The 19115-nt window shown below is 71.7% G+C and carries 18 protein-coding genes, 3 tRNA genes and 2 pseudogenes; 13 read left to right on the top strand and 10 right to left on the bottom strand.

Annotated features, from left to right (window positions below; translation table 11 throughout):
* The first annotated feature begins 166 nt into the window (after nt 1–166).
* Nucleotides 167–1030 carry a zinc metalloprotease HtpX gene (gene htpX / locus ABD369_RS04500; protein ID WP_344634867.1) on the top strand — a complete coding sequence of 288 codons (864 nt, stop codon included), beginning with the start codon at nt 167–169 and terminating at the stop codon, nt 1028–1030.
* Nucleotides 1031–1075: 45 nt separating this feature from the next.
* Here the strand turns inward: htpX and ABD369_RS04495 are convergent, their stop codons facing one another.
* From ABD369_RS04495 to ABD369_RS04475, 5 genes are all read right to left on the bottom strand, one after another.
* Entirely contained in the window at nt 1076–1528 is a 453-nt protein-coding gene (locus ABD369_RS04495; RefSeq protein ID WP_344634866.1) for a DUF7144 family membrane protein, read from the bottom strand.
* Between the two features lie 150 nt (nt 1529–1678).
* On the bottom strand, nt 1679–2038 hold the full coding sequence (locus ABD369_RS04490; RefSeq protein ID WP_344634865.1) for a hypothetical protein: 360 nt from the start codon (nt 2036–2038) through the stop codon (nt 1679–1681).
* 64 nt (nt 2039–2102) lie between these two features.
* Nucleotides 2103–2723 (bottom strand): hypothetical protein, encoded by a 621-nt coding sequence (locus tag ABD369_RS04485; protein ID WP_344634864.1) that lies wholly within the window; start codon nt 2721–2723, stop codon nt 2103–2105.
* Between the two features lie 65 nt (nt 2724–2788).
* Nucleotides 2789–3364, bottom strand: a complete 576-nt coding sequence (locus tag ABD369_RS04480; RefSeq protein ID WP_344634863.1) for a TerD family protein — start codon at nt 3362–3364, stop codon at nt 2789–2791.
* A 219-nt stretch (nt 3365–3583) separates the two neighbouring features.
* Nucleotides 3584–5149, bottom strand: a complete 1566-nt coding sequence (locus tag ABD369_RS04475) for an LCP family protein (RefSeq protein ID WP_344634862.1) — start codon at nt 5147–5149, stop codon at nt 3584–3586.
* Between the two features lie 370 nt (nt 5150–5519).
* On the opposite strand from ABD369_RS04475, the gene ABD369_RS04470 reads away from it, so the two are divergent.
* The 3 genes and pseudogenes from ABD369_RS04470 to ABD369_RS41070 all read left to right on the top strand — a co-directional run.
* The gene (locus tag ABD369_RS04470; RefSeq protein ID WP_344634861.1) at nt 5520–5927 is read left to right on the top strand and encodes a BlaI/MecI/CopY family transcriptional regulator; all 408 of its coding nucleotides are present in this window, start codon (nt 5520–5522) and stop codon (nt 5925–5927) included.
* A 147-nt stretch (nt 5928–6074) separates the two neighbouring features.
* Nucleotides 6075–6476: a YccF domain-containing protein gene (locus ABD369_RS04465; RefSeq protein ID WP_344634860.1), complete on the top strand. Its 402-nt coding sequence runs from the start codon at nt 6075–6077 to the stop codon at nt 6474–6476.
* 47 nt (nt 6477–6523) lie between these two features.
* Nucleotides 6524–7324, top strand: a pseudogene (locus ABD369_RS41070) (squalene/phytoene synthase family protein); the annotation flags it as partial.
* 220 nt (nt 7325–7544) lie between these two features.
* Here the strand turns inward: ABD369_RS41070 and mug are convergent.
* Nucleotides 7545–8105 (bottom strand): G/U mismatch-specific DNA glycosylase, encoded by a 561-nt coding sequence (gene mug / locus ABD369_RS04455; protein WP_344634858.1) that lies wholly within the window; start codon nt 8103–8105, stop codon nt 7545–7547.
* A gap of 166 nt (nt 8106–8271) precedes the next feature.
* Here mug and ABD369_RS04450 point away from each other — a divergent pair, with 166 nt between their 5' ends.
* Nucleotides 8272–8745: a hypothetical protein gene (locus ABD369_RS04450; protein WP_344635112.1), complete on the top strand. Its 474-nt coding sequence runs from the start codon at nt 8272–8274 to the stop codon at nt 8743–8745.
* Nucleotides 8746–8764: 19 nt separating this feature from the next.
* Here the strand turns inward: ABD369_RS04450 and ABD369_RS04445 are convergent.
* Nucleotides 8765–9079: pseudogene (locus ABD369_RS04445) on the bottom strand (response regulator); the annotation flags it as partial.
* Nucleotides 9080–9177: 98 nt separating this feature from the next.
* The gene (locus tag ABD369_RS04440; RefSeq protein ID WP_344634857.1) at nt 9178–9666 is read right to left on the bottom strand and encodes a YajQ family cyclic di-GMP-binding protein; all 489 of its coding nucleotides are present in this window, start codon (nt 9664–9666) and stop codon (nt 9178–9180) included.
* Between the two features lie 236 nt (nt 9667–9902).
* Here ABD369_RS04440 and ABD369_RS04435 point away from each other — a divergent pair.
* Nucleotides 9903–9983: transfer RNA gene (locus tag ABD369_RS04435), tRNA-Tyr, on the top strand.
* A 144-nt stretch (nt 9984–10127) separates the two neighbouring features.
* Here ABD369_RS04435 and ABD369_RS04430 read toward each other — a convergent pair.
* Nucleotides 10128–10727 (bottom strand): superoxide dismutase, encoded by a 600-nt coding sequence (locus tag ABD369_RS04430; RefSeq protein WP_344634856.1) that lies wholly within the window; start codon nt 10725–10727, stop codon nt 10128–10130.
* A 426-nt stretch (nt 10728–11153) separates the two neighbouring features.
* On the opposite strand from ABD369_RS04430, the gene ABD369_RS04425 reads away from it, so the two are divergent.
* The 4 genes from ABD369_RS04425 (at nt 11154) to ABD369_RS04410 (ending at nt 16667) form a co-directional block, all read left to right on the top strand.
* Nucleotides 11154–11732 carry a universal stress protein gene (locus ABD369_RS04425; RefSeq protein ID WP_344634855.1) on the top strand — a complete coding sequence of 193 codons (579 nt, stop codon included), beginning with the start codon at nt 11154–11156 and terminating at the stop codon, nt 11730–11732.
* A gap of 10 nt (nt 11733–11742) precedes the next feature.
* A complete protein-coding gene (locus ABD369_RS04420) occupies nt 11743–12153 on the top strand; it encodes a hypothetical protein (RefSeq protein ID WP_344634854.1) in 411 nt (136 codons plus the stop codon).
* Between the two features lie 338 nt (nt 12154–12491).
* On the top strand, nt 12492–14363 hold the full coding sequence (locus ABD369_RS04415; RefSeq protein WP_344634853.1) for an APC family permease: 1872 nt from the start codon (nt 12492–12494) through the stop codon (nt 14361–14363).
* Between the two features lie 309 nt (nt 14364–14672).
* On the top strand, nt 14673–16667 hold the full coding sequence (locus ABD369_RS04410) for an APC family permease (protein ID WP_344635091.1): 1995 nt from the start codon (nt 14673–14675) through the stop codon (nt 16665–16667).
* Between the two features lie 378 nt (nt 16668–17045).
* On the opposite strand, the gene ABD369_RS04405 is transcribed toward ABD369_RS04410, so the two are convergent.
* Nucleotides 17046–18341, bottom strand: coding sequence for an amidohydrolase family protein (locus ABD369_RS04405; RefSeq protein ID WP_344634852.1), 1296 nt, complete (start codon nt 18339–18341; stop codon nt 17046–17048).
* A 255-nt stretch (nt 18342–18596) separates the two neighbouring features.
* Between ABD369_RS04405 and ABD369_RS04400 the strand changes: the two genes are divergently transcribed.
* The 3 genes from ABD369_RS04400 to rpmG all read left to right on the top strand — a co-directional run bounded on the left by ABD369_RS04400 (nt 18597) and on the right by rpmG (nt 19032).
* Nucleotides 18597–18669, top strand: a tRNA-Thr gene (locus tag ABD369_RS04400).
* Nucleotides 18670–18712: 43 nt separating this feature from the next.
* A tRNA-Met gene (locus tag ABD369_RS04395) sits at nt 18713–18785 on the top strand.
* A gap of 82 nt (nt 18786–18867) precedes the next feature.
* Entirely contained in the window at nt 18868–19032 is a 165-nt protein-coding gene (gene rpmG / locus ABD369_RS04390; protein WP_006604855.1) for a 50S ribosomal protein L33, read from the top strand.
* Nucleotides 19033–19115: the final 83 nt, after the last annotated feature.

Genomic DNA, 19115 nt, shown 5'->3' with positions numbered 1-19115 from the left:
GGGTGCCCGCGCCCTCCGCCGTACCGGCAGGCGGAAGCCTCCGCGGCCCCGCCCCGATCCTGGTGGGGCGGAGTGCACAAGGGAACGAAGTCGGCGCGTTCCGCCGTTGATCGGGCAGAGGGATGTGAACCGAAGGCTTCCCACCGCACCATTTGGAGGGCCTGCCGTGCACCGCCGGCACAACGGATTGAGAACGGCCGCGCTGCTCGGCGGCCTGTCCGCGCTGATCCTGGTGATCGGCAGCTTCTTCGGGCGCACCGGCTTCGTGGTCGCCCTGCTGGTCGCCCTCGGCACCAACGCGTACGCGTACTGGAACAGCGACAAGCTGGCCCTGCGCGCGATGCGGGCCCGCCCGGTGAGCGAGATCGAGGCGCCGCAGCTGTACCGGATCGTCCGCGAGCTCTCCACCTCGGCCCGCCAGCCGATGCCCCGGCTGTACATCTCGCCGACCCCGGCGCCGAACGCCTTCGCCACCGGCCGCAACCCGCGCAACGCGGCGGTCTGCTGCACCGACGGCATTCTGCAGCTGCTGGACGAGCGGGAGCTGCGCGGGGTGCTCGGCCATGAGCTCAGCCATGTCTACAACCGGGACATCCTGATCTCCTCGGTGGCCGGGGCACTGGCCTCCGTGATCATGTTCCTGGTGAACTTCGCCTGGCTGATCCCGTTCGGGCGGGACGAGGACGACGAGGGGCCCGGGCTGATCGGGCTGCTGCTCATCATGATCCTCGGCCCGCTCGCCGCCACCCTGATCCAGCTGGCCGTCAGCCGCTCCCGCGAGTACCAGGCCGATGCGGACGGCGCCAGGATCACGGGCGACCCGCTCGCCCTGGCCAGTGCCCTGCGCAAGCTGGAGATCGGCACCCAGCGGGCGCCGCTGCCGCCGGAGCCGCAGCTCCAGACGGCCAGCCACATGATGATCGCCAGCCCGTTCCGCCTGGGCGAGGCCGGTACCCGGCTGTTCTCCACCCACCCGCCGATGGCCGAGCGGGTCGCCCGGCTGGAGCAGCTGGCCGGCTACCACCGCTGATCGGCCACCGCCGGGCACGCGGTCGCGGGGCACCGCGACCGCGGATCAGTCGGCGGTTTGCGAGTGGTACGTGCACAGCGCCCAGAGGATGAAGCCGTCGATCGCGATGATCACCAGGGACCAGAGCGGGTAGTACGGCAGGAAGATGAAGTTCAGTGCCAGGCCGACGGCGACCACCAGGATGGCGAGCACCCGGGCCCAGGCGGCGCCCTTGACCACGCCGTAGCCGATCGCGGCGATGGCCAGGCCCCACACGATGTGGATCCAGCCCCACGCGGTGAGGTTGAACTCGAAGGTGTAGTGCGGGCTGGTCACGTAGATGCTGTTCCTGGACAGCGCGACGATGCCCTGGAGGATCCCCAACACCCCGTTGACCAGCATCAACACGCCGGCGAACAGCACCACGCTGGCGACGGCCTCCGGGCTGTCCAGCCGGGGCTGGTGCGCGGCCGGGACGGGGCCCGACGGGTTGTGGAGCGGACCAGAAGCCTGGGACATGGCTGCCTCCCTGCGGCTGCGGGACGCTTCGACATTCGGTGAGGCGTCCGTCAGTTGCAGCGTAGGAGGCGTCCGCGACCTCGCAACTCGTCGGGCCGGAGCGGCCCGGGAGACCCGGACGACCGGAGTGGCCGGGCCGGCCGCCGACGGCTATCGTCGACGGAAGATCCGCTTGAGCGCGAACACGATGGCGACGATCAGGCCGATCGCGAAGAGGACGATCAGCAGGATCACCACGATCACCGCGATCCCGAGCTTCTTGAAGAAGCCGCCCTTCTTCTTGGTGGTCCTGGTGTCCTTTCCGGCGGCGAGCTGCCGGGTCCGCTGCTGCTCCTGGGCCTGGGTCGGCGCCTGGGTCCGGGCGGTGTCCCCGGCGGCGGCGGGCGTGGCGGGCGCGGCGGCCACCGTACGGACCGTCACGGGGGCGGCCTGGGCCGCGGTCTGCTGGCCCAGCAGCAGTGCGGCCAGCAGCAGAGCGGGCACGGCCCCTGCGATGCGGCGTATGTTCACGATCTCTTCCTCAGGTCCTTCGTACGCGTCGGTGGACCGGCTCTCCGGCCGGTCCGGCCCGAGGCTACTGGAGACGGAGGTGGAGGTAGGGCAGCAGTCCACGTTCCAGCAGAGCGGTCCGCCAGGCCTCGCGGGCCCGCTTGAGCTCCTCGGGTCGGCCCGCCGCCGGGGTGTCCGACTGGGCGGCCCGGCGCCGGGCCGCGGTGGTGAGCAGTCCGACGACTCCGCCGATGACGCAGATGCCGGCGACCACGGCGGTCGCCCAGCCCGCGGTGAGCAGCGAGTCGGCCAGGTGGCGCTGGGACTTGGCCAGTCCCAGCGCGTACCCGAGGAGCAGCAGGATCGCCGCGGCGGTGCCGGTGAGCAGGGGGACCAGGACGGCGAGTACGCCCATCAGGCCACCCGCCCAGTCCTGGTCGATGCTGCGCGGGGAGTCGTAGGCGGGGCTTCCAGCCGCGCCGCGCACCCGGAGGTACTCCAGGTACTCGTCGGCGGCGGCGGCCGCGATCTCGCCGGTCGCCGTCCGGGCGAGGGCCTGGAGCTGCTCTGGGCAGAGGTCCGGGTTCCGTTGCAGCGCGTCCCGGATCTCCGGTCGGGCCAGGGCCTGGCGGAGGGCCAGTTCGAAGTCGGCCCGGTCCTGCTGGGACAGGTTGCTCAGCTGTGGCGGGCGGTTGAGTCGGTCCATGCGTTCCCCCGAAGTCATGGAGGTGAAGGGAGTGACCGTCGGCCTGTCCTGGCCCGCCGGGCAGCTCAGACGTTGACGCCGTAGTCCAGGGCGATGCCGCGCAGGCCGGAGGCGTAACCCTGGCCGATGGCGCGGAACTTCCAGTCGGCGCCGAGGCGGTACAGCTCGCCGAAGACCATCGCGGTCTCGGTGGAGGCGTCCTCGGTCAGGTCGTAGCGGGCGATCTCGCTGCCGGTGGCCTGGTCGATCACGCGGATGAAGGCGTTGCGGACCTGGCCGAAGTTCTGCCCGCGGGTGTCGGCGTCGTAGATGGAGACCGGGAAGACGACCTTGGCGACCCCGGCCGGAATGGCCGTCAGGTCGACCTTGATCTGCTCGTCGTCGCCACCGCCGCCGCCGGTGAGGTTGTCGCCGCTGTGCTCGACCGAACCTTCGGGGCTGCGCAGGTTGTTGAAGAAGACGAAGTGCTGGTCGCTGAGCACCCGGCCGGCCTCGGTGCAGAGCAGCGCACTGGCGTCGAGGTCGAAGTCGGCGCCGGTGGTGGAGCGGACCTCCCAGCCGAGGCCGACGATGACGGCCGTCAGGCCCGGGGCCTCCTTGGTCAGCGAGACGTTGCCGCCCTTGGAGAGCGTGACTCCCATGATGCCCCTCCTGGAGTTCCTGGCCTCGGTCCGGCAGGCGCGGACCTCGGCGGTGCGGCCGGTCCTGGAACGGCCGACCTGGTCAATGAATCTACATCAGTGTAGAGATAGCGAGAATGCAACGACGGGAGAATTGTTTTGCCGGACCTTGGGGCGGTGTCGGCCCTGGTCGGAGGCGCCCGGCAGGCCGCACGGCGGGCCTCGACCAGGCGGCGGGCGTCAGCCGTACGACAGCTTGCTGCACGGGTCGTCGTCGGCGGAGCGGGCCGCGTCGCTGACGCTGGTCGGCAGCGGTCCGGGCGGAACGGCGGCGCTCTTGTCCCCGCCGTCCGAGGAGGCGAAGTCCTGGCCGAGGACCAGGCTGATGCCCGGGCGGCCGACCGCCTCCAGCCGGGAACCGGGGAAGAGCCGGGCCACCGTCTGCGCCCCGTCCTTCTCGCCGCTGCCGTACTCGACCGTGGTGGTGGCGTGGTCCCGGTCGGCGGCGTTGGCCTTGCCGGTGACCGTGAAGTCGGCCCCCTCCAGCAGGCTCGCGGCCTTGGTGCTCAGACCCGGTGCGGTGGTGCCGTTGTAGACGGCGACCGCGATCCCCGTGCCCTTCGCGGCGGGCGCGGCGGCCGCGGGCGATGCGGTGGGGGTGCCCCCGGGGCCGGGAGAACTCGACGCGCCGCCGCCGGCGTCCTGGCCGTCGAGCGTGCGGTCGGCCTTCAGCGCCGCCCAGAGCTGGTCGATGTCGGGGTGCACCAGCGAGACCCGGGCGCCGTTGTATCTCCACGGGGCGGTGAGGAACTTGATGTTCTTCAGGTCGATGTCCTTCAGTGACATCGCGAAGGCGAGCAGCTTGTCCGCCGAGCCGAGCCCCGGGTCCACGGTCAGCGACTTGGTGGCCGCGTCGGCGAGCGGGAGCAGGGTGGTCGGGTTCATCCCCTGGCTCTTCACGGTCTTGGCCAGCGAGGAGAGGAAAGCCTGCTGACGCTGCATCCGGCCGATGTCCGAGCCGTCGCCGATGCCGTGCCGCACCCGTACGTAGTCCAGTGCCTGCTGACCCGACACCTTCTGCGGACCCTTGGCGAAGATCTGCTTGCCCTTGCGGCCCAGGTTGGGGTTGAGGTCGCCCTCGTAGACGTCGCTCGGGACGCAGACGTTCACCCCGCCGACCGCGCTGGTCATCGCCGCGAACCCGGTGAAGTTCACCACCACGGTGTGGTCCATCCGCAGGCCGGTCAGCTTCTCGATGGTGTTCTGGGTGCAGGCCGGGTTGCCCTGCGCGGTGTCGCCCACCGCGAAGGCGCTGTTGAACATGGCGTTGGTCTGCGGTGCCGTCCACTTCCCGTCCGCCTTGCACGGCGGGATGTCCACCAGCGAGTCGCGCGGGATCGAGACGCCCACCGCGTGCTTGTGGTCGGCGTAGACGTGCAACAGGATCGTGGTGTCCGAGCGGGCTCCGATGTCCCCGCCGCCGCCGAGGTCCTTGTTGCCGCCGTCGCGCGAGTCCGAACCGATCAGCAGCACGTTCACCGGGGTGTTGCCGTTGGCGTCCGGGGCGGCCGCCGGCGGGCGGTCCGCGCTGAGGCCGCCGCCGTCGAAGGTGTTGATGTTGGCGTTCAGCCGGTAGTAGACCCCGGCGGTGCCGAGGATCACCAGCGAGAGCGTCGCGGCGCCGGCCCACAGGGCGATCTTCTTCTTGCCGCGCCGTGGCTTCGGGGCCGGGCCGTCGGGTATCCCGGGACGGCCCTCGGGGGCGGGTCGGCTGCGTGGAGGCGTACGCGAATCCGAGCCGGTCATGCGCGCAACCTTTCGCGGCGGGTGCGGAGTGAATCGCCGCGCGGGCGGCGCGCAGGCGTGGCCGGCGCGGTGCGGACGGGCGAGGGTGGCGGGCAGGCTCGACGATGGGCCCCCCGATTGTCTTCTACAGTGGTGTAGAAGACGAGCGAAGCATACAAAGCCGACACGGTGAAGTCACCCCTGCCGGTTCCGCCAAGGGGTGTGACCCGGCGTCGGGTGCCGCAGCGGGCAGCCCCGGCCCCACCGCGCGCCGGGCTCCGGGGCCGCCCGCCCGGGCTCCGGGTCGACTCATGGTCCGAGCCCGCTCAGTAGGATGAAGGCCGCGCCCCGCCCGGCGGCGCCGCGGCGGCGGAGGGATGAGGTCATCGCCATGGACGAGGAGCTGAACGCACCGGCGAGGGACCCCAGGGTGCGCCGTCGGGGGCAGGGCGAACTGGAGGCCCAGGTGCTCGCCGTCCTGCGCGAGGCGCCGGGCCCCGCGACCGCGAGCTGGGTCCAGGAACGCCTCGACGGGGACCTCGCCTACACCACGGTGATGACCATCCTCTCCCGGCTGCACGCCAAGGACGCCGTCTCCCGCACCAGGTCCGGGCGTTCCTACCGCTGGCTCGCCTCCGCCGACGCCGCCGGACTCGCCGCGCTGCGGATGCGCAGGGTGCTCGACGGCGAGGACGATCGCGACGCGGTGCTGGCCAGCTTCGTCAGTGCCCTCCTCCCGCACGACGAGGACCTGCTGAGGGCCCTGCTCGACAGTGCCGCGGAGGACGGCACCGGCTGAGCGGGGCGAACCGCCCGCACTCCTGTGCGTCGCACGGCCGTTGACGGCTCGTTCGGGCCCGTGGGGCGCTCGGCGGGTGTCGCGGGCCCGTGGTGTGCGCGGCCGGGCGGGCGCTTCGGCGGGGCGCCACGTGGGAAGCTGGACGGTGTGAAGCTCATCGATTTCGTGCTCAATGTGCTCTGGCTGGTCTTCTGCGGGATCTGGATGGCCATCGGCTATGCCGTCGCCGGGATCGTCTGCTTCGTGCTCGTCGTGACCATTCCGTTCGGCATCGCCAGCTTCCGGATAGCCGGGTACGTGCTGTGGCCGTTCGGGCGGACGACGGTGGAGCGGCCCGACGCCGGGGCGGGGTCGTTCATCGGCAATGTGATCTGGTTCGTCTTCGCGGGCTGGTGGCTGGCGATCGGGCACCTGGTGACCAGCATCCCGCTGTTCCTGTCGATCATCGGGATCCCGTTCGGCTGGGCCAACCTGAAGCTGATCCCGATCTCGCTGATGCCGCTCGGGCGCGAGGTGGTCTCCACCGACGAGCGCTTCGGCGGGCGCTGAGGCGGCGGGCCGGGGGCACCGGGGCCGCCCGGAGCGGGTTCGGTACGGTGGGGCGCCCCGTTCCACCGAAGGAAGAAGACGCCGTCGTGCCCACCTGGCGCCGTACGCTGACGGCCGCTGGCATCACCGAGGCGCCGGTGCGCGCGGTCTACACCGCCGCCGCCCGGCGGGTGGTGCGACGGGAACAGGCCCCTTACCTGGCACTGCGGTTGCTGGCGGAACCCGCGCTGGTGCCGCACCTGGTGGCCGGGTTGGCGTTCATGAACCTGGTGGACGACGTGGCCGAGAGCGGCCCAGTCGAACAACGGGCCGGAAACCTCCGGGAGTTGAGCGAGCGCACGATGCGGGCGCTGTCCTGCGGGCACAGCACGGAGCCGGTGCTGACGGCATACGCGCACGCGGTGGCCGAGCGGGGGCTGCCGACCTCCTGGGTGTCGGCCTTCCTGGGCGGGGCGGCCGCCGTCGAGGCGTCCTTCGCCGGCTTCGGCACCGAGGGTGACTACCAGGCGTACCTGGACGACTACGCCTGCCCGGGGCTGCTGGTCTTCGCCGGGCTGCAGTACCAGGGCGGGCCGGGCGCGCAGGAGGCGGCCGGTTGGCGGCGGTTCGTGGACGCGGCGCAGCGGGTGGACTTCCTGGCCGACCTCGCCGGGGACCTGCGGGAGGGCCGGCTCTGCATCCCGCGCGATCAGCTGGACCGGCACAAGGTCACCCGGGCCGAGCTGGAGCAGGGCGTGGACAGCGGCGCGGTGCGGGCGCTGCTGGCCGAGCTGCGCGGGCAGGCGGGAACGGCGCTGGACGCGGCGCGGGACGTGGTCGGGCTCAGCGCGCCCGGACTGCGGCCGGTGGGGCGAGCGATGATCGAGTTGATGGAGTGCCAGTTGCGTGCGGTCGAGCGCGCGGGGGCGGGGCGCTCCGACGGGACGTGGGGTACGGAGTGGTGGCGCCGCTGCGGGTGCTGGCGCGGGCGCGGCGAACCTCCCGGTGAGCGTCGGCACCCCGCATTCGCCCGCCCGTCCGTGCCCCGTACCGGGAACTCCGGTCGGCCGAACTCCCCGCCGCGGGGCGTCAGTCGGCGGGCGGCAGTGCCTCGCGCAGCGCGCGGAACTCCGCCGCCAGCCCGTCCAGTGTGTAGTGGGCGTTCAGGCCACTGGGGTTGGGCAGTACCCACACCTCGGTGTCGCCGATCCGCTCCGGCTGCCGGCCGATCCGGGTGCGCGGCCTGCCGAAGGCGGTCCGGTACGCGCCGATCCCCAGCACGGCCAGTACCCGGGGCCGCAGGCGTTCCACCCGTTCCACCAACCCCGCGCCGCCCTGCCGGTACTCCTCGGCGGTCAGTTCGTCCGCCTTGGCCGTGGTGCGCGCGACGACGTTGGTGATGCCCAGGCCGAGTGCGAGCAACTCCCGCTGTTCGTCCGGCCGGAACTGGCGCGGGGTGAATCCCGAGCGGTGCAGCGCCGGCCAGAACCGGTTGCCGGGACGGGCGAAGTGGTGACCGGTGGCGCCCGACCAGAGACCGGGGTTGATCCCGCAGAACAGCACCCGCAGTCCGGGAGCGGTGACGTCCGGGATGGTGGTGCCCTGGGCGGCGGCGAGCTGCTCGGGGGTGGGGCGGATCGGCTTGGTCATCCGGTCAGTCTGTCGGGCCGGGACCCGGCACCGCCAAGCGGTCCCGCATTCCCGGGACTCGGTTCCGGCCGTCCTGACCCGGCCGGAACTTGGCAGAAGATCTAATAAATAGTCAGTTCGAATATTCCTGTGGCCCGGTATGCCATAAGTAGCGCAGAATGACTGAGTGTCATACGAACTCAGAGCGCTGATCGCCTCGGTCGAACTGGCCAATGTGGTGGCCGCGGAGGTCCGGCTCGCGCGGGCTGTGCAGCTGCAGCAGGAGCTGGCCCTGATCCCGCTGACCGCCGAACTCCTCGACTCTCTCGACCAGCACGAGGGCGCGGTGGTGGCGGGCTTCACCTTCTTCCCCCGGGGGTTCGAACGCAGGCTGAACGCGTGGTCCAAGGCCGGCCCGATCGCCTATGTCGAGGCCGACTACTTCGGTGGCCGGGGTAGCCAGCAGGGCGCGGTCTGGCTGGACGGGAAGATCGCACTCGGCCCGGTCGGTGTCGCGGTCGGTGAGTCCTTCCCGGCCGAAGGCAGTCCGATATCCCAGGTGCTGCGCCGCCTCGGCGCCCACCGCCCGTACGGGGAGGACGAGTTCGAGGCGGTCGGCCTCGGCAGGCACCGGCACACGGAGGGCTGGCTGGAGCGCTGACCCGGCCGGCGGCGGTCCACCCGGCGTGCAGCGCCCCGTAGACGTACTCGTCGAGGTCGAAGGTGGTGACGATCACCACCCGCAGCGGGGCGGCCACCCCGGGCCCGGCCGGGGCGCGGGTGGCCTCGATGCCGTCCGGTCCCGGTGTCCGGATGTCGACCAGGCACGCGTCCGGGCGTAGCCGCCGGGCCAGGTCCACCGCCTCGGCGCCGTCGGCGACCTCGCCGACCACGGTGATGTCGTCCCGGTCCTCCAGGGTGAGCCGCAGGCCGCCGCGGACAATGGCTTGGTCGTCCGCGAGCAGGAGCGTGCCGTGCCCGGCGCCCGGCCGCAAGAGGGTGGGCAACACCGAGGGCGCAGGCTGTGGTCAGCACTGCGCCCTCGTGTGCCCTGGCCTGCGAAAACCAGCGTTTTCGCAGGCCCAGGGCCTGTTTAGCGGTAGTTCACGAACTGGATCGCGAAGTCGAGGTCCTTGCCCTTGAGCAGCGCCTGGACCGCCTGCAGGTCGTCCCGGCTCTTCGAGGTGACCCGCAGCTCGTCGCCCTGAACCTGAGCCTTGACCCCCTTGGGGCCCTCATCGCGGATGATCTTCGCGACCTTCTTGGCATCGTCCTGGGAGATGCCCTCCTTCACGTTCGCGAAGATCTTGTACTCCTTGCCGGAGAGCTGCGGGTCGCCCGCGTCCAGCGCCTTGAGCGAGAGCCCGCGCTTGATGAACTTGCTCTGGAGCACGTCCAGGATGGCCTTGACCCGCTCCTCGCCGTTGGCCTTCATCTCGATCTTCTCGCCCGACCGGCTGATCTCGCCGCCGACGTTCTTGAAGTCGAAGCGGGTGGCGATCTCGCGGGAGGTCTGGTTGATCGCGTTGTCGACCTCCTGCCACTCGACCTTCGAGACGATGTCGAAACTGGAGTCGGCCATGTGTGTTGGTCTCCTTGATGCTCTGGCTTCACGGTCCGCCCCCGCCCGCACGGAGCAGGTGCCGCCCAAGCCTATCCAGCGCCGTACCCGCCCGCCCGCGACAGCCACGCGGTGCCCGGGATCGCTTCCGGGTCCGCCGGGTTCCCGGCGGCCGCCTACCGAGTGGCGAACCACCCCCATCCATCAGGTATGGTTTACCAAGTCGAACGGGGCAAACCCCGGGAGGCCAAAATCCTGGCTGGTTGCCCGAGCGGCCAAAGGGAGCAGACTGTAAATCTGTCGCGCAAGCTACGCAGGTTCGAACCCTGCACCAGCCACAGGATAGAGAAACGGCCCCTGATCTGCGGAAACGCAGATCAGGGGCCGTTTTTCGTCGTGCCGCGTCGTGCCGTCGTGAAGGCCGTCGCGGCAGGTGCTCGGGGCCGGGGCCGCGCCGGGTGGCGGCTCCCGGCCGGGGAGGGTCAGGCCTGGGTCGCGGCGAAGCGGGCGGAGACGTCCTGCCAGTTGACGACGTCCCAGAGGCGGGTGACGTAGTCCGGGCGGACGTTCCGGTACTGCAGGTAGTACGCGTGCTCCCAGGCGTCGAAGGCGAGCAGCGGGGTGGTGCCCTGGCCGACGTTGCCGTGGTGGTCGTAGACCTGCTCGACGATCAGGCGCTGGCCGAGCGGTTCCCAGGAGAGGATGCCCCAGCCGGAGCCCTGGACGCCGACGGTGGCGGTGGTGAGTTGCTTCTGGAAGGCCTCGAAGCTGCCGAAGTGCTCGGTGATGGCGTCGGCGAGGGCGCCGTCGGGGCGGTCGCCGCCCTCGGGGGAGAGGTTCTGCCAGAAGAGCGAGTGCAGGACGTGGCCGGAGAGGTGGAAGGCGAGCGTCTTCTGCAGGCCGACCAGGCCGCCGAACTGCTCCTTGTCGCGGGCCTCGGCGAGCTGCTCGACGGTGTCGTTGGCGCCCTTGACGTAGGCGGCGTGGTGCTTGGAGTGGTGCAGTTCGAGGATCTCCGCCGACATCGCGCGCTCCAGCGCGGAGTAGTCGTACGGAAGGTCGGGGAGCGTGTACTGAGCCATGGTTGAGAGAGCTCCTAGTCGCTGTGGTTCAGCTGTGCTGCACAGGTGTTCGCCGTGCCCGGGCAACACTATTGCGTATGGCTTGCAATTACATCTGAATGGCAGCAGAGTGTTGCTCCGGGGGGTGGGCGGCCAGTCAGCCTCCCCGCTGAAGATCGTTCCGGAGTACTGCCGGGGGCCTTCGCCAGAGCTGATCGTCTTCCCAACCGGCGCCCGCCGGGACACCCGGCCGCTCGCCCCCGCACCCGGTGCGCGCTCCCCGGGGTCCGCCGTCGACGCCGATCCGTCCAGGCCCCGTCAGGGCCGCGTAGGGATCCCCCGCCGCCCCGTCAGGGCTTCGTCAAGGGCGATCGCGCCGCCCGTCGCCGCTGCTTCGCTGGGAGGGACCGAGCCGGAAGGCCGGGCCGGAGCGAGTGGAGGGCGGAGATGGAGCACAGCCGGGAGTACGGCGCGCAGCGCCGTCTGGTGGTCGGCGTCAGCGGATCTCTGGGCAGCCTGGCCGCGCTGCACCAGGCCGTCGCCGAAGCCCGCCGCACCGATGCCGAGGTGCTCGCCGTCCTGGTCTGGGAGCCGCCGGGCGGGGAGCACGGGTACCGGCGCTCGCCCTGTCCACCGCTGCTCTCGGCCGTCCGGGCCGCCGCGGTCGACCGGCTGCGCACCGCGTTGGACGAGGCCTTCGGCGGTGCGCCTGCCGACCTCGGGGCGCGCTTCCAGTCCGAGGTCGTCCGCAGTGAACCCGGTTTCGCCCTGGTGCGGTTGGCGGACCGGCCGGGCGACGTCCTGGTGATCGGCGCCGGACACGGCAGCCGGTTGCGCCCCTCGGTCGCCCGGTACTGCCTGCGGCACGCCACCTGCCCGGTGCTCGCGGTGCCCAGGCCCGAGCTCCAGCGCGAACTGGAGCACCGTCGGTACTGGCCGCTCCGCGGCCTCGGCGACCTCCGTGCGCTCTGGCACCCGCGGACGCCCGAAACGGTCGAGGACCTCGAACTCGCCTTCCGGCGCTGAGGGGCGTGCCGTGCGGTTGTACCGGGCCAGGCCCGGTAGCCACTGGTACCGTCCGGTCACCTTCCGGCTGGCGCCGGACATGTCGATGGCGCTCGGGCTTGTCGGCGGTGCCGCACTGGCCGGGACGCTCGCCGGGGTGGGGGAGTTGCGGCCGAGCTGGTTCGCGCTGGGCGCGTACGCCGTGCTCTGCGGCGTACTCGGTACGGTCTCGCGCCCGCTGGCAGCGCCGATGATCGCCGGAGCCGGCTGGCTGTTCTACGACGGCTTCGTCGTCCACCGCTTCGCCGAGCTCGGCTGGGCGGGCCTGGGGGTCGAACCGGCCCGCTTCGCGCTCCTCACCGCCGCCGCCCTGGCCGGCTCGCTCCCGGCCGCCCTCCCGCGGCGCCGGATACGCGTCACCCGGCTCGCCCCGCCCGTGTAGGTCCGGCGGGGCGAGCGGAAGCCTCGGGGGTGCGCCGAGGCGGGGCCTCCCGCTCGCCTCCTCGAACTTGGACGAGCTCCGCTCTGCTGTGCTCCGCTCCGGCCCGGCGCAGGCGCCCGTCCGGCTCCCCCGTCCTGCGCCCCGCCCACTCCTTGCGCACCGCGCCCCTGACGGCACGTCCGCTCGCGCGTCGAGGCGCGCCGCCGGCGCGCGAGCGGACACGCCGTCAACACCGCGTCAGTTCGCCCGGTCGGAGCGTCAAGAAGGCGTCAGGAGAAGCTGTCCGCGCCCCGGCCCCGGCCACGATCGGAGCACACCGAACAATGGAGGTCAGGCCGATGCCCGGCACCGACATGGAGCGCCCGGCGGGTTTCCTCGCCGTGGATGAGGAGCCACCTGATACCGGCGCCCCGCACGAGGACGCGCACTCCCGCGACAAGCTGACCGTCCTCGGCGGCCTGGCAGCCCTGTCGCTGGACGCGATGGCCTCGGTGGCGTACGGTCCCGAGTCGATCGTGCTGGTGCTGGCCGCCGCGGGGGCGTACGGCCTCGGGTTCACGCTTCCGGTCACCGTCGCCATCGCCGTGCTGCTGGCCGTGCTGGTGGCCTCCTACCGGCAGGTGATCGCCGCCTTCCCGGACGGCGGTGGCTCGTACGCGGTCGCCAAGGCGCACCTCGGCCGTCGGGCCGCGCTGACCGCGGCCGCCTCGCTGGTCATCGACTACATCCTGAACGTGGCGGTCTCCGTCACCGCCGGCGTCGCCGCGCTGACCTCCGCCGTGCCCGAGCTGTACGACCAGCGGGTCTGGCTCTGCCTGGGCGTACTGGCCCTGGTCACCGCGGTGAACCTGCGTGGGGTCGCCGAGTCGGCCCGGTGGTTCATGGCCCCGACGGCCGTCTTCGTGCTCTCCATCCTGGCGATCATCGTGGCCGGACTGTTCCGGTCCGCGCCCGCCAGCACCGCGGCCGCTGCCGGGCACGCCTCCTCCCTGGCGGACAACGCCACCACGGTCGGCGCGCTGCTGCTGCTCAAGGCCTTCGCGGCCGGCTGCTCGGCGCTGACCGGCGTCGAGGCGGTGGCCAACGCCGTCCCGTCGTTCCGTACGCCCAGGGTCAGACGCGCCCAGCACACCGAGGTCGCGCTCGGCGCGCTGCTCGGCGTGATGCTGATCGGCCTGGCCGTACTGATCGGCCGGTTCCACCTCCAGCCGGTCGAGGGCGTCACCGTGCTCGCCCAGTTGGCGGACGCCTCGCTCGGCCACGGCTTCGGCTTCTACCTGGTGCAGTTCTCCACCGTGATCCTGCTGGGACTGGCCGCCAACACCTCCTTCGGCGGACTGCCCGTGCTGATGCACCTGCTGGCCCGGGACAACAACCTGCCGCACGTCTTCGCGCTGCGCGCCGACCACCAGGTGCACCGGCACGGCGTGCTCTTCCTCTCGCTGGCCTCGGCGGTGCTGCTGGTCGGCTCCGGCGGTGACGTCAACAGCCTGGTGCCGCTCTTCTCCATCGGCGTCTTCGTCGGCTTCACCATCTGCCAGGTGGGCATGGTCAGGCACTGGAAGGGCGAGCGCGGGTCCGGCTGGCGCGGCAAGGCCCTGCTCAACGGCTTCGGCGCGGTGCTCACCGGCACCGCCACCGTCGTGGTCACCGGCACCAAGTTCACCGAGGGCGCCTGGGGCATCTGCCTCGCGCTGCCGCTGCTGGTCGCGCTGTTCGAGCTGGTGCACCGCAGCTACGACCGGATCGGCGAGCGGCTGGAGCTGGGCCGCCTGCCGGGCCCGGTGACCCGGCAGCGCTCGCTGGTCCTCGTCCCGGTCACCGCGATCTCCCGGCTGACCAGGGACGCCCTGACGGCCGCGGTCTCGCTCGGCGACGAGGTCATGGCCGTCACCGTGGTGCACACCAGCCCGGACGCCGAGGACAGGCAGGCCGCCGAGGCGCTGCGCCGCGACTGGGAGCTGTGGGAGCCGGGCGTCCCGCTGGTCGAGGTGCCGGACGCGCACCGCAGGCTCGGCGCTCCGCTGGCGGCGTACGTCAACGAGCTCAGCGTCGAACGCTCCTACGAGCGGATCACCGTGTTGATCCCCGAGGTCGAGCCCGCCAAGTTCTGGCAGCGCGCGCTGCAGAACCAGCGCGGCGCGGTGATCGACCGGGCGCTGCGCCGCCGGACCGACGCCGCGGTCTGCCGGCTGCGGCTTCGGATGTAGCGCGGGCGGCGTAGCTGGAAACGGGCTGTCAACGGGCTGTGAACCGGCTGAAAGGTAACCGTTGCCCCATATCCCGATTACAGCTCGACATCTTGACGGACCCTTAACGCCGGGCCCGCAGACCACTGCGGGCCCGGCGCGAGACGCTCGCGCCAACTACTCCGACCTGGGTAAACGCTGCTCCAGCCGGGTGAGTGGGTGGCGTGTCGGGGGTCGTATGGGCCCATTAAGACCTCGTTAGAGCGTCTTACGCTCGCTGCTGTGTTCAACGTGCCCCAGGCGCTCAAGCGCCTTGTGATCGGTAAGGCCATGCGCAGCGAGGAACTGGGCGAGACGCTGCTGCCCAAGCGCCTCGCCCTGCCGATCTTCGCTTCCGACCCGCTCTCCTCGGTGGCCTACGCCACCGAGGAGATCCTGCTGGTGCTCACCGTCGGTGGCACCGCGTTCCTGTACCTGACCCCGTGGATCGCGGCGGCCGTGGTCGCGCTGATGGCGGTCGTGGTGATGTCCTACCGCCAGGTGGTGCACGCCTATCCGGGGGGCGGCGGCTCGTACGAGGTGGTGACCAGGAACCTCGGGGCCAAGCCGGGCCTGGTGGTGGCGGCGGCACTGCTGGTCGACTACGTGATGACCGTCGCGGTGTCGGTGGCCTCCGGCGTGGACAACATCATCTCGGCGTTCCCGGGCATCGACGACTACCGGGTCCCGATGGCCGTCGCCTTCGTGGCGCTGCTCGCCGCGATGAACCTGCGCGGAGTGCGGGAGTCGGGCAAGGCCTTCGCCGCGCCGACGTACCTGTTCATCGGCGGCATCCTGCTGATGATCGTGACCGGCGTGATCAAGATGGCCTTCGGGCACACCCCGGTGGCCGCCAGCGCCCAGTACGGCATCGCGCCGATCGACCACAACGACACCCTCAAGGGCATCGGTCTGCTGATGCTCGGCCTGCGCGCCTTCGCCTCCGGCTGTACCGCGCTGACCGGGGTCGAGGCGATCTCCAACGGCGTGCCGGCCTTCCGCGAGCCGAAGGCCAGGAACGCCGCCCGGACCATGAGCGCGATGGGCTTGATCGCCGTGCTGATGTTCGTCGGCGTCACCGTGCTGGCACTGGTCGCCAAGGTGCACAAGACCGACGACAGCTGCCAGCTGATCGGGTACGTCGGCGACTGCCACAGCTACTCCCAGCCGACCGTGATCGCCCAGCTGGCCGCCGCGGTCTTCGGCGGCGACCACAGCATCCTGTTCTACGTGATCCAGGCGGCCACCGCGCTGGTCCTGGTCCTGGCCGCGAACACCGCCTTCAACGGCTTCCCGCTGCTCGGCTCGATCCTCGCCCAGCACAGCTACCTGCCCCGGCAGATGCACACCCGGGGCGACCGGCTGGCCTTCTCGAACGGCATCATCGCACTGGCCGTGGTCAACATCGCGCTGCTGTGGGCCTACAAGGCGAACGTCAACAACCTGATCCACCTGTACATCCTGGGTGTGTTCACCTCCTTCACGCTGTCCCAGATCGGCATGGTCCGGCACTGGAACAAGGTCCTGGACGGGGAGACCGACCCCTCGGTGCGCGGCTCGGCGCAGCGCTCCCGGGTGATCAACGCCTTCGGCGCGCTCACCACCGGCCTGGTGCTGGTGATCGTGATGGCCACCAAGTTCACCGAGGGCGCCTGGCTCGCCGTGGTGGCGGCGCTCGTGCTGTTCGCGATGATGCGCGGCATCCGCAAGCACTACGACTCGGTCGCCGAGGAGCTGGCCGTAAACGACCCCCGCGAGGAGGCGGTCCGTCCGTCCAAGGTCCACGGCATCGTCCTGGTCTCCAAGCTGCACCGGCCCACGCTGCGCGCCCTCGGTTACGCCGAGGCGTTCCGCCCGGACGTGCTGGAGGCCGTGACGGTGGCCGTCGACAAGGACGACACCGAGGAGCTGGAGGCCAAGTGGGAGGAGTACGGGATCGAGGTCCCGCTGAAGGCGCTGGACTCCCCGTACCGCGAGGTCACCAAGCCGGTCGTCGCGTACGTCCGCTCGATCCGCCGCACCACCCCCAGGGACGCCGTCGCGGTCTTCATCCCCGAGTACGTGGTCGGCCACTGGTGGGAGCACGTGCTGCACAACCAGTCGGCGCTGTGGCTGAAGAGCCGGCTGCTGTTCACCCCCGGTGTGATGGTGATCAGCGTCCCGTGGCAGCTCACCTCGGCCGGGCGGGCCTACCACCCGACCCGCCGCGCCCCCGGCGCGGTCCGCCGCGGCGAGCCGTCGGTGCGGTCCGAGCACGAGGAGCTCCCGGCCCCCGAGAACGCCTGAGGCGCGGCGCAGGGCCCGCGAAGCCCCGACCGCGTGAGCGGTCGGGGCTTCGTTCGTCAACGATGCGTCAAGAGCGGGCCGTTGCCCGCCAAGAGCGCGTCAGCGCGGCCGGTGGCGGGCCCTGTCGGCGGATAGCCTCGTGGCCGAGAGCCGGCGCTGCTCCGTGGGGGTGCCGCAGCCGGCCGCGCGGTGGGCGTGGGGGCCCACCGGCCGCGATGCCCGTTCGGGCAGTTGAGGGCGCCGCCGTACCGGGGAGACGAGTCACGCGTACGGCGGCTGCCCGGGCCGGCGCCTCCAGGGCGCATTCCGGCGGCGCGAGGAGCCGTGCGCGCGCCGGGGCGCTGGCCGGTGGGCACAGCCGTCTCCCGGTGCTGGCGGTCAGCCGGGGCCGCACTGGCGGGGCAGCGCGAGGGCCACGGTGTCCGCGAACTCGCGGACCGCGCTGGTGCGGCTGACGATCCGTCCGCAGTGCACCACGAGACGGCTGTGCCCACCGGCCAGCGCCCCGGCGACGCTGTCGCCGCGCACCGCGAGCAGCTCGGCGGGGAAGCCCGCGTCCACCCGTACCGGAGGCAGCCCGAGGGTGATCCTGGCCTGGTTGCTGACCGCCTCGTACGCGGCCTGGGCATCGAGCGTGCCACCCGCCGCGAGCAGGTACGCGGACTCCAGCGGGTCGGCCCGGCCGACCGGATTGCTGAGGTCGCGCAGGGCGCCGCTGCCGGCCGTGAGCGGGATCCGGGCATCGGTCAACTCCCGTACCAGTGAAGGGCGCAGTCCGGTCGGCGGGCCTTCGAGCCCGGAGCAGCAGCCGTTCTGCGGCAGACAGACCAGCCGGATGCCGCCGGCGGCCAGCACGGTGGACGCGCCGGGTGTCAGCGCGCTGCACGGACCGAGCGCGACCCGTGGCCGCAGGGGGGCCAACAGGCCCGTGATCCGGGCGAGTTGGGCGGTGTCGGCGGCGGCGGTGTGCAGGTCGACCGGGCAGTCGGCCTCGCGGGCGGCCTCCAGCAGCACCTGGACGTAGCCGACGGGGTCGGGGTCGAGGTCGGGGCAGCCCCCGGCGGCGGTGGCGCCGAGCCTGAGGGCCTCGCGCAGTTGGGCGCGTCCGTCGGCCCCGGCGAGGCCGGTGAGCAGCCGGGGCATGGCGACCGTCTGGAGTTCGGCGAGCCCGCGCAGGGCCTGCCGGGCGGCGAGGACGGCCTCCAACCGGCGCAGGCCGTGGACGTCGCCGATCCGGACGTGGGTGCGCTGCGCGGTCGCGCCGTAGCCGAGCGAGGTGAGGGCGGCCTCGGTGACCCGGCGGACCAGGGCCGCCGATCCCTCGGGGGGCGGGGCGGTCGGCGCGGCGGAGAAGGCGGCGTCGTGGTGGGCGTGCGCCTCGGCCGGGGCGGGCAGGAGCACATAGCCACCCAGGTCGATCCGGGCGCCGGTGGTGGCGGTCGGGGCGCCCGGGAGGGCGGGGAGCGGGCCGAGGCTGCCGCTGGTGCCGACGGCCTGGATCCGGTCGCCGCTGATCCGCACGTCCACGACCCGGCCGTCGGCCAGCTTGGCGCCGGTGAGCAGCAGGACCGGGCCGTGGCTGAGCGGTCCCTCGGGCCCGGGGCGGGGGGAGGAGGGCGGCTGACCGGCCCGCCCGGCCCCGGGGCCGTCGGCGGGTGTGCTGTCAGCGCTCATCGGCCGGCTCCTCGCTGTCCGGCGGCCCAGGGCGCCCCGCGAGCCGCAAGATCACTGGGGGTCGAGCCTATGGGGAGTGGCGCCGGGGCGCTCGGAGGCGGGCAAAAGTCGTATCGGGTCGGGCCGTGGGTTCCCAGGCGGCGCTCGAACGCGAGTCTGGGATCGAAGCGTCCGTCCGGAGCGTCGACCTGGGATCTTCCGTGTCGGATGCGGATTTCACCTCTGGCCCGGAACCGTGTAATGTCTTCCTCGTTCGCCCCTATAGCTCAGTCGGTAGAGCGTCTCCATGGTAAGGAGAAGGTCAACGGTTCGATTCCGTTTGGGGGCTCTGGTGAGAGGACTCACGCCTCGGTGTGAGATCTGATCATCTAAGCGGTGTAGCTCAGTTGGTAGAGCAAGCGGCTCATAATCGCTGTGTCACCGGTTCAAGTCCGGTCACCGCTACCCGCGTAGTCGATCGGGAGATCGAACTCCCGATCGGCTACTCTTGTTGTGTTCTTATTCGTTGTCCAAGGAAGGCACTCCCGTGGCTGCCACCGACGTCCGCCCGAAGATCACGCTGGCCTGCGTGGAGTGCAAGGAGCGGAACTACATCACCAAGAAGAACCGGCGCAACGACCCGGACCGTCTTGAGATGAAGAAGCACTGCCCCCGTTGCAACTCGCACACCGCGCACCGCGAGACCCGCTGACCCAGCAGGGCGTCGTCGGGCCTGTGTGACAAAGGCTCTTGGCTCCAGGCCGCATCCCGCAAGGGGCGCGGCCTGGAGCTTTT

The sequence above is a fragment of the Kitasatospora cystarginea genome (assembly GCF_039533515.1).
Classification (GTDB): domain Bacteria; phylum Actinomycetota; class Actinomycetes; order Streptomycetales; family Streptomycetaceae; genus Kitasatospora; species Kitasatospora cystarginea.
The sequence above is the reverse complement of the archived record's forward strand: the minus strand, read 5'-3'. Positions and strand labels throughout refer to the sequence as shown.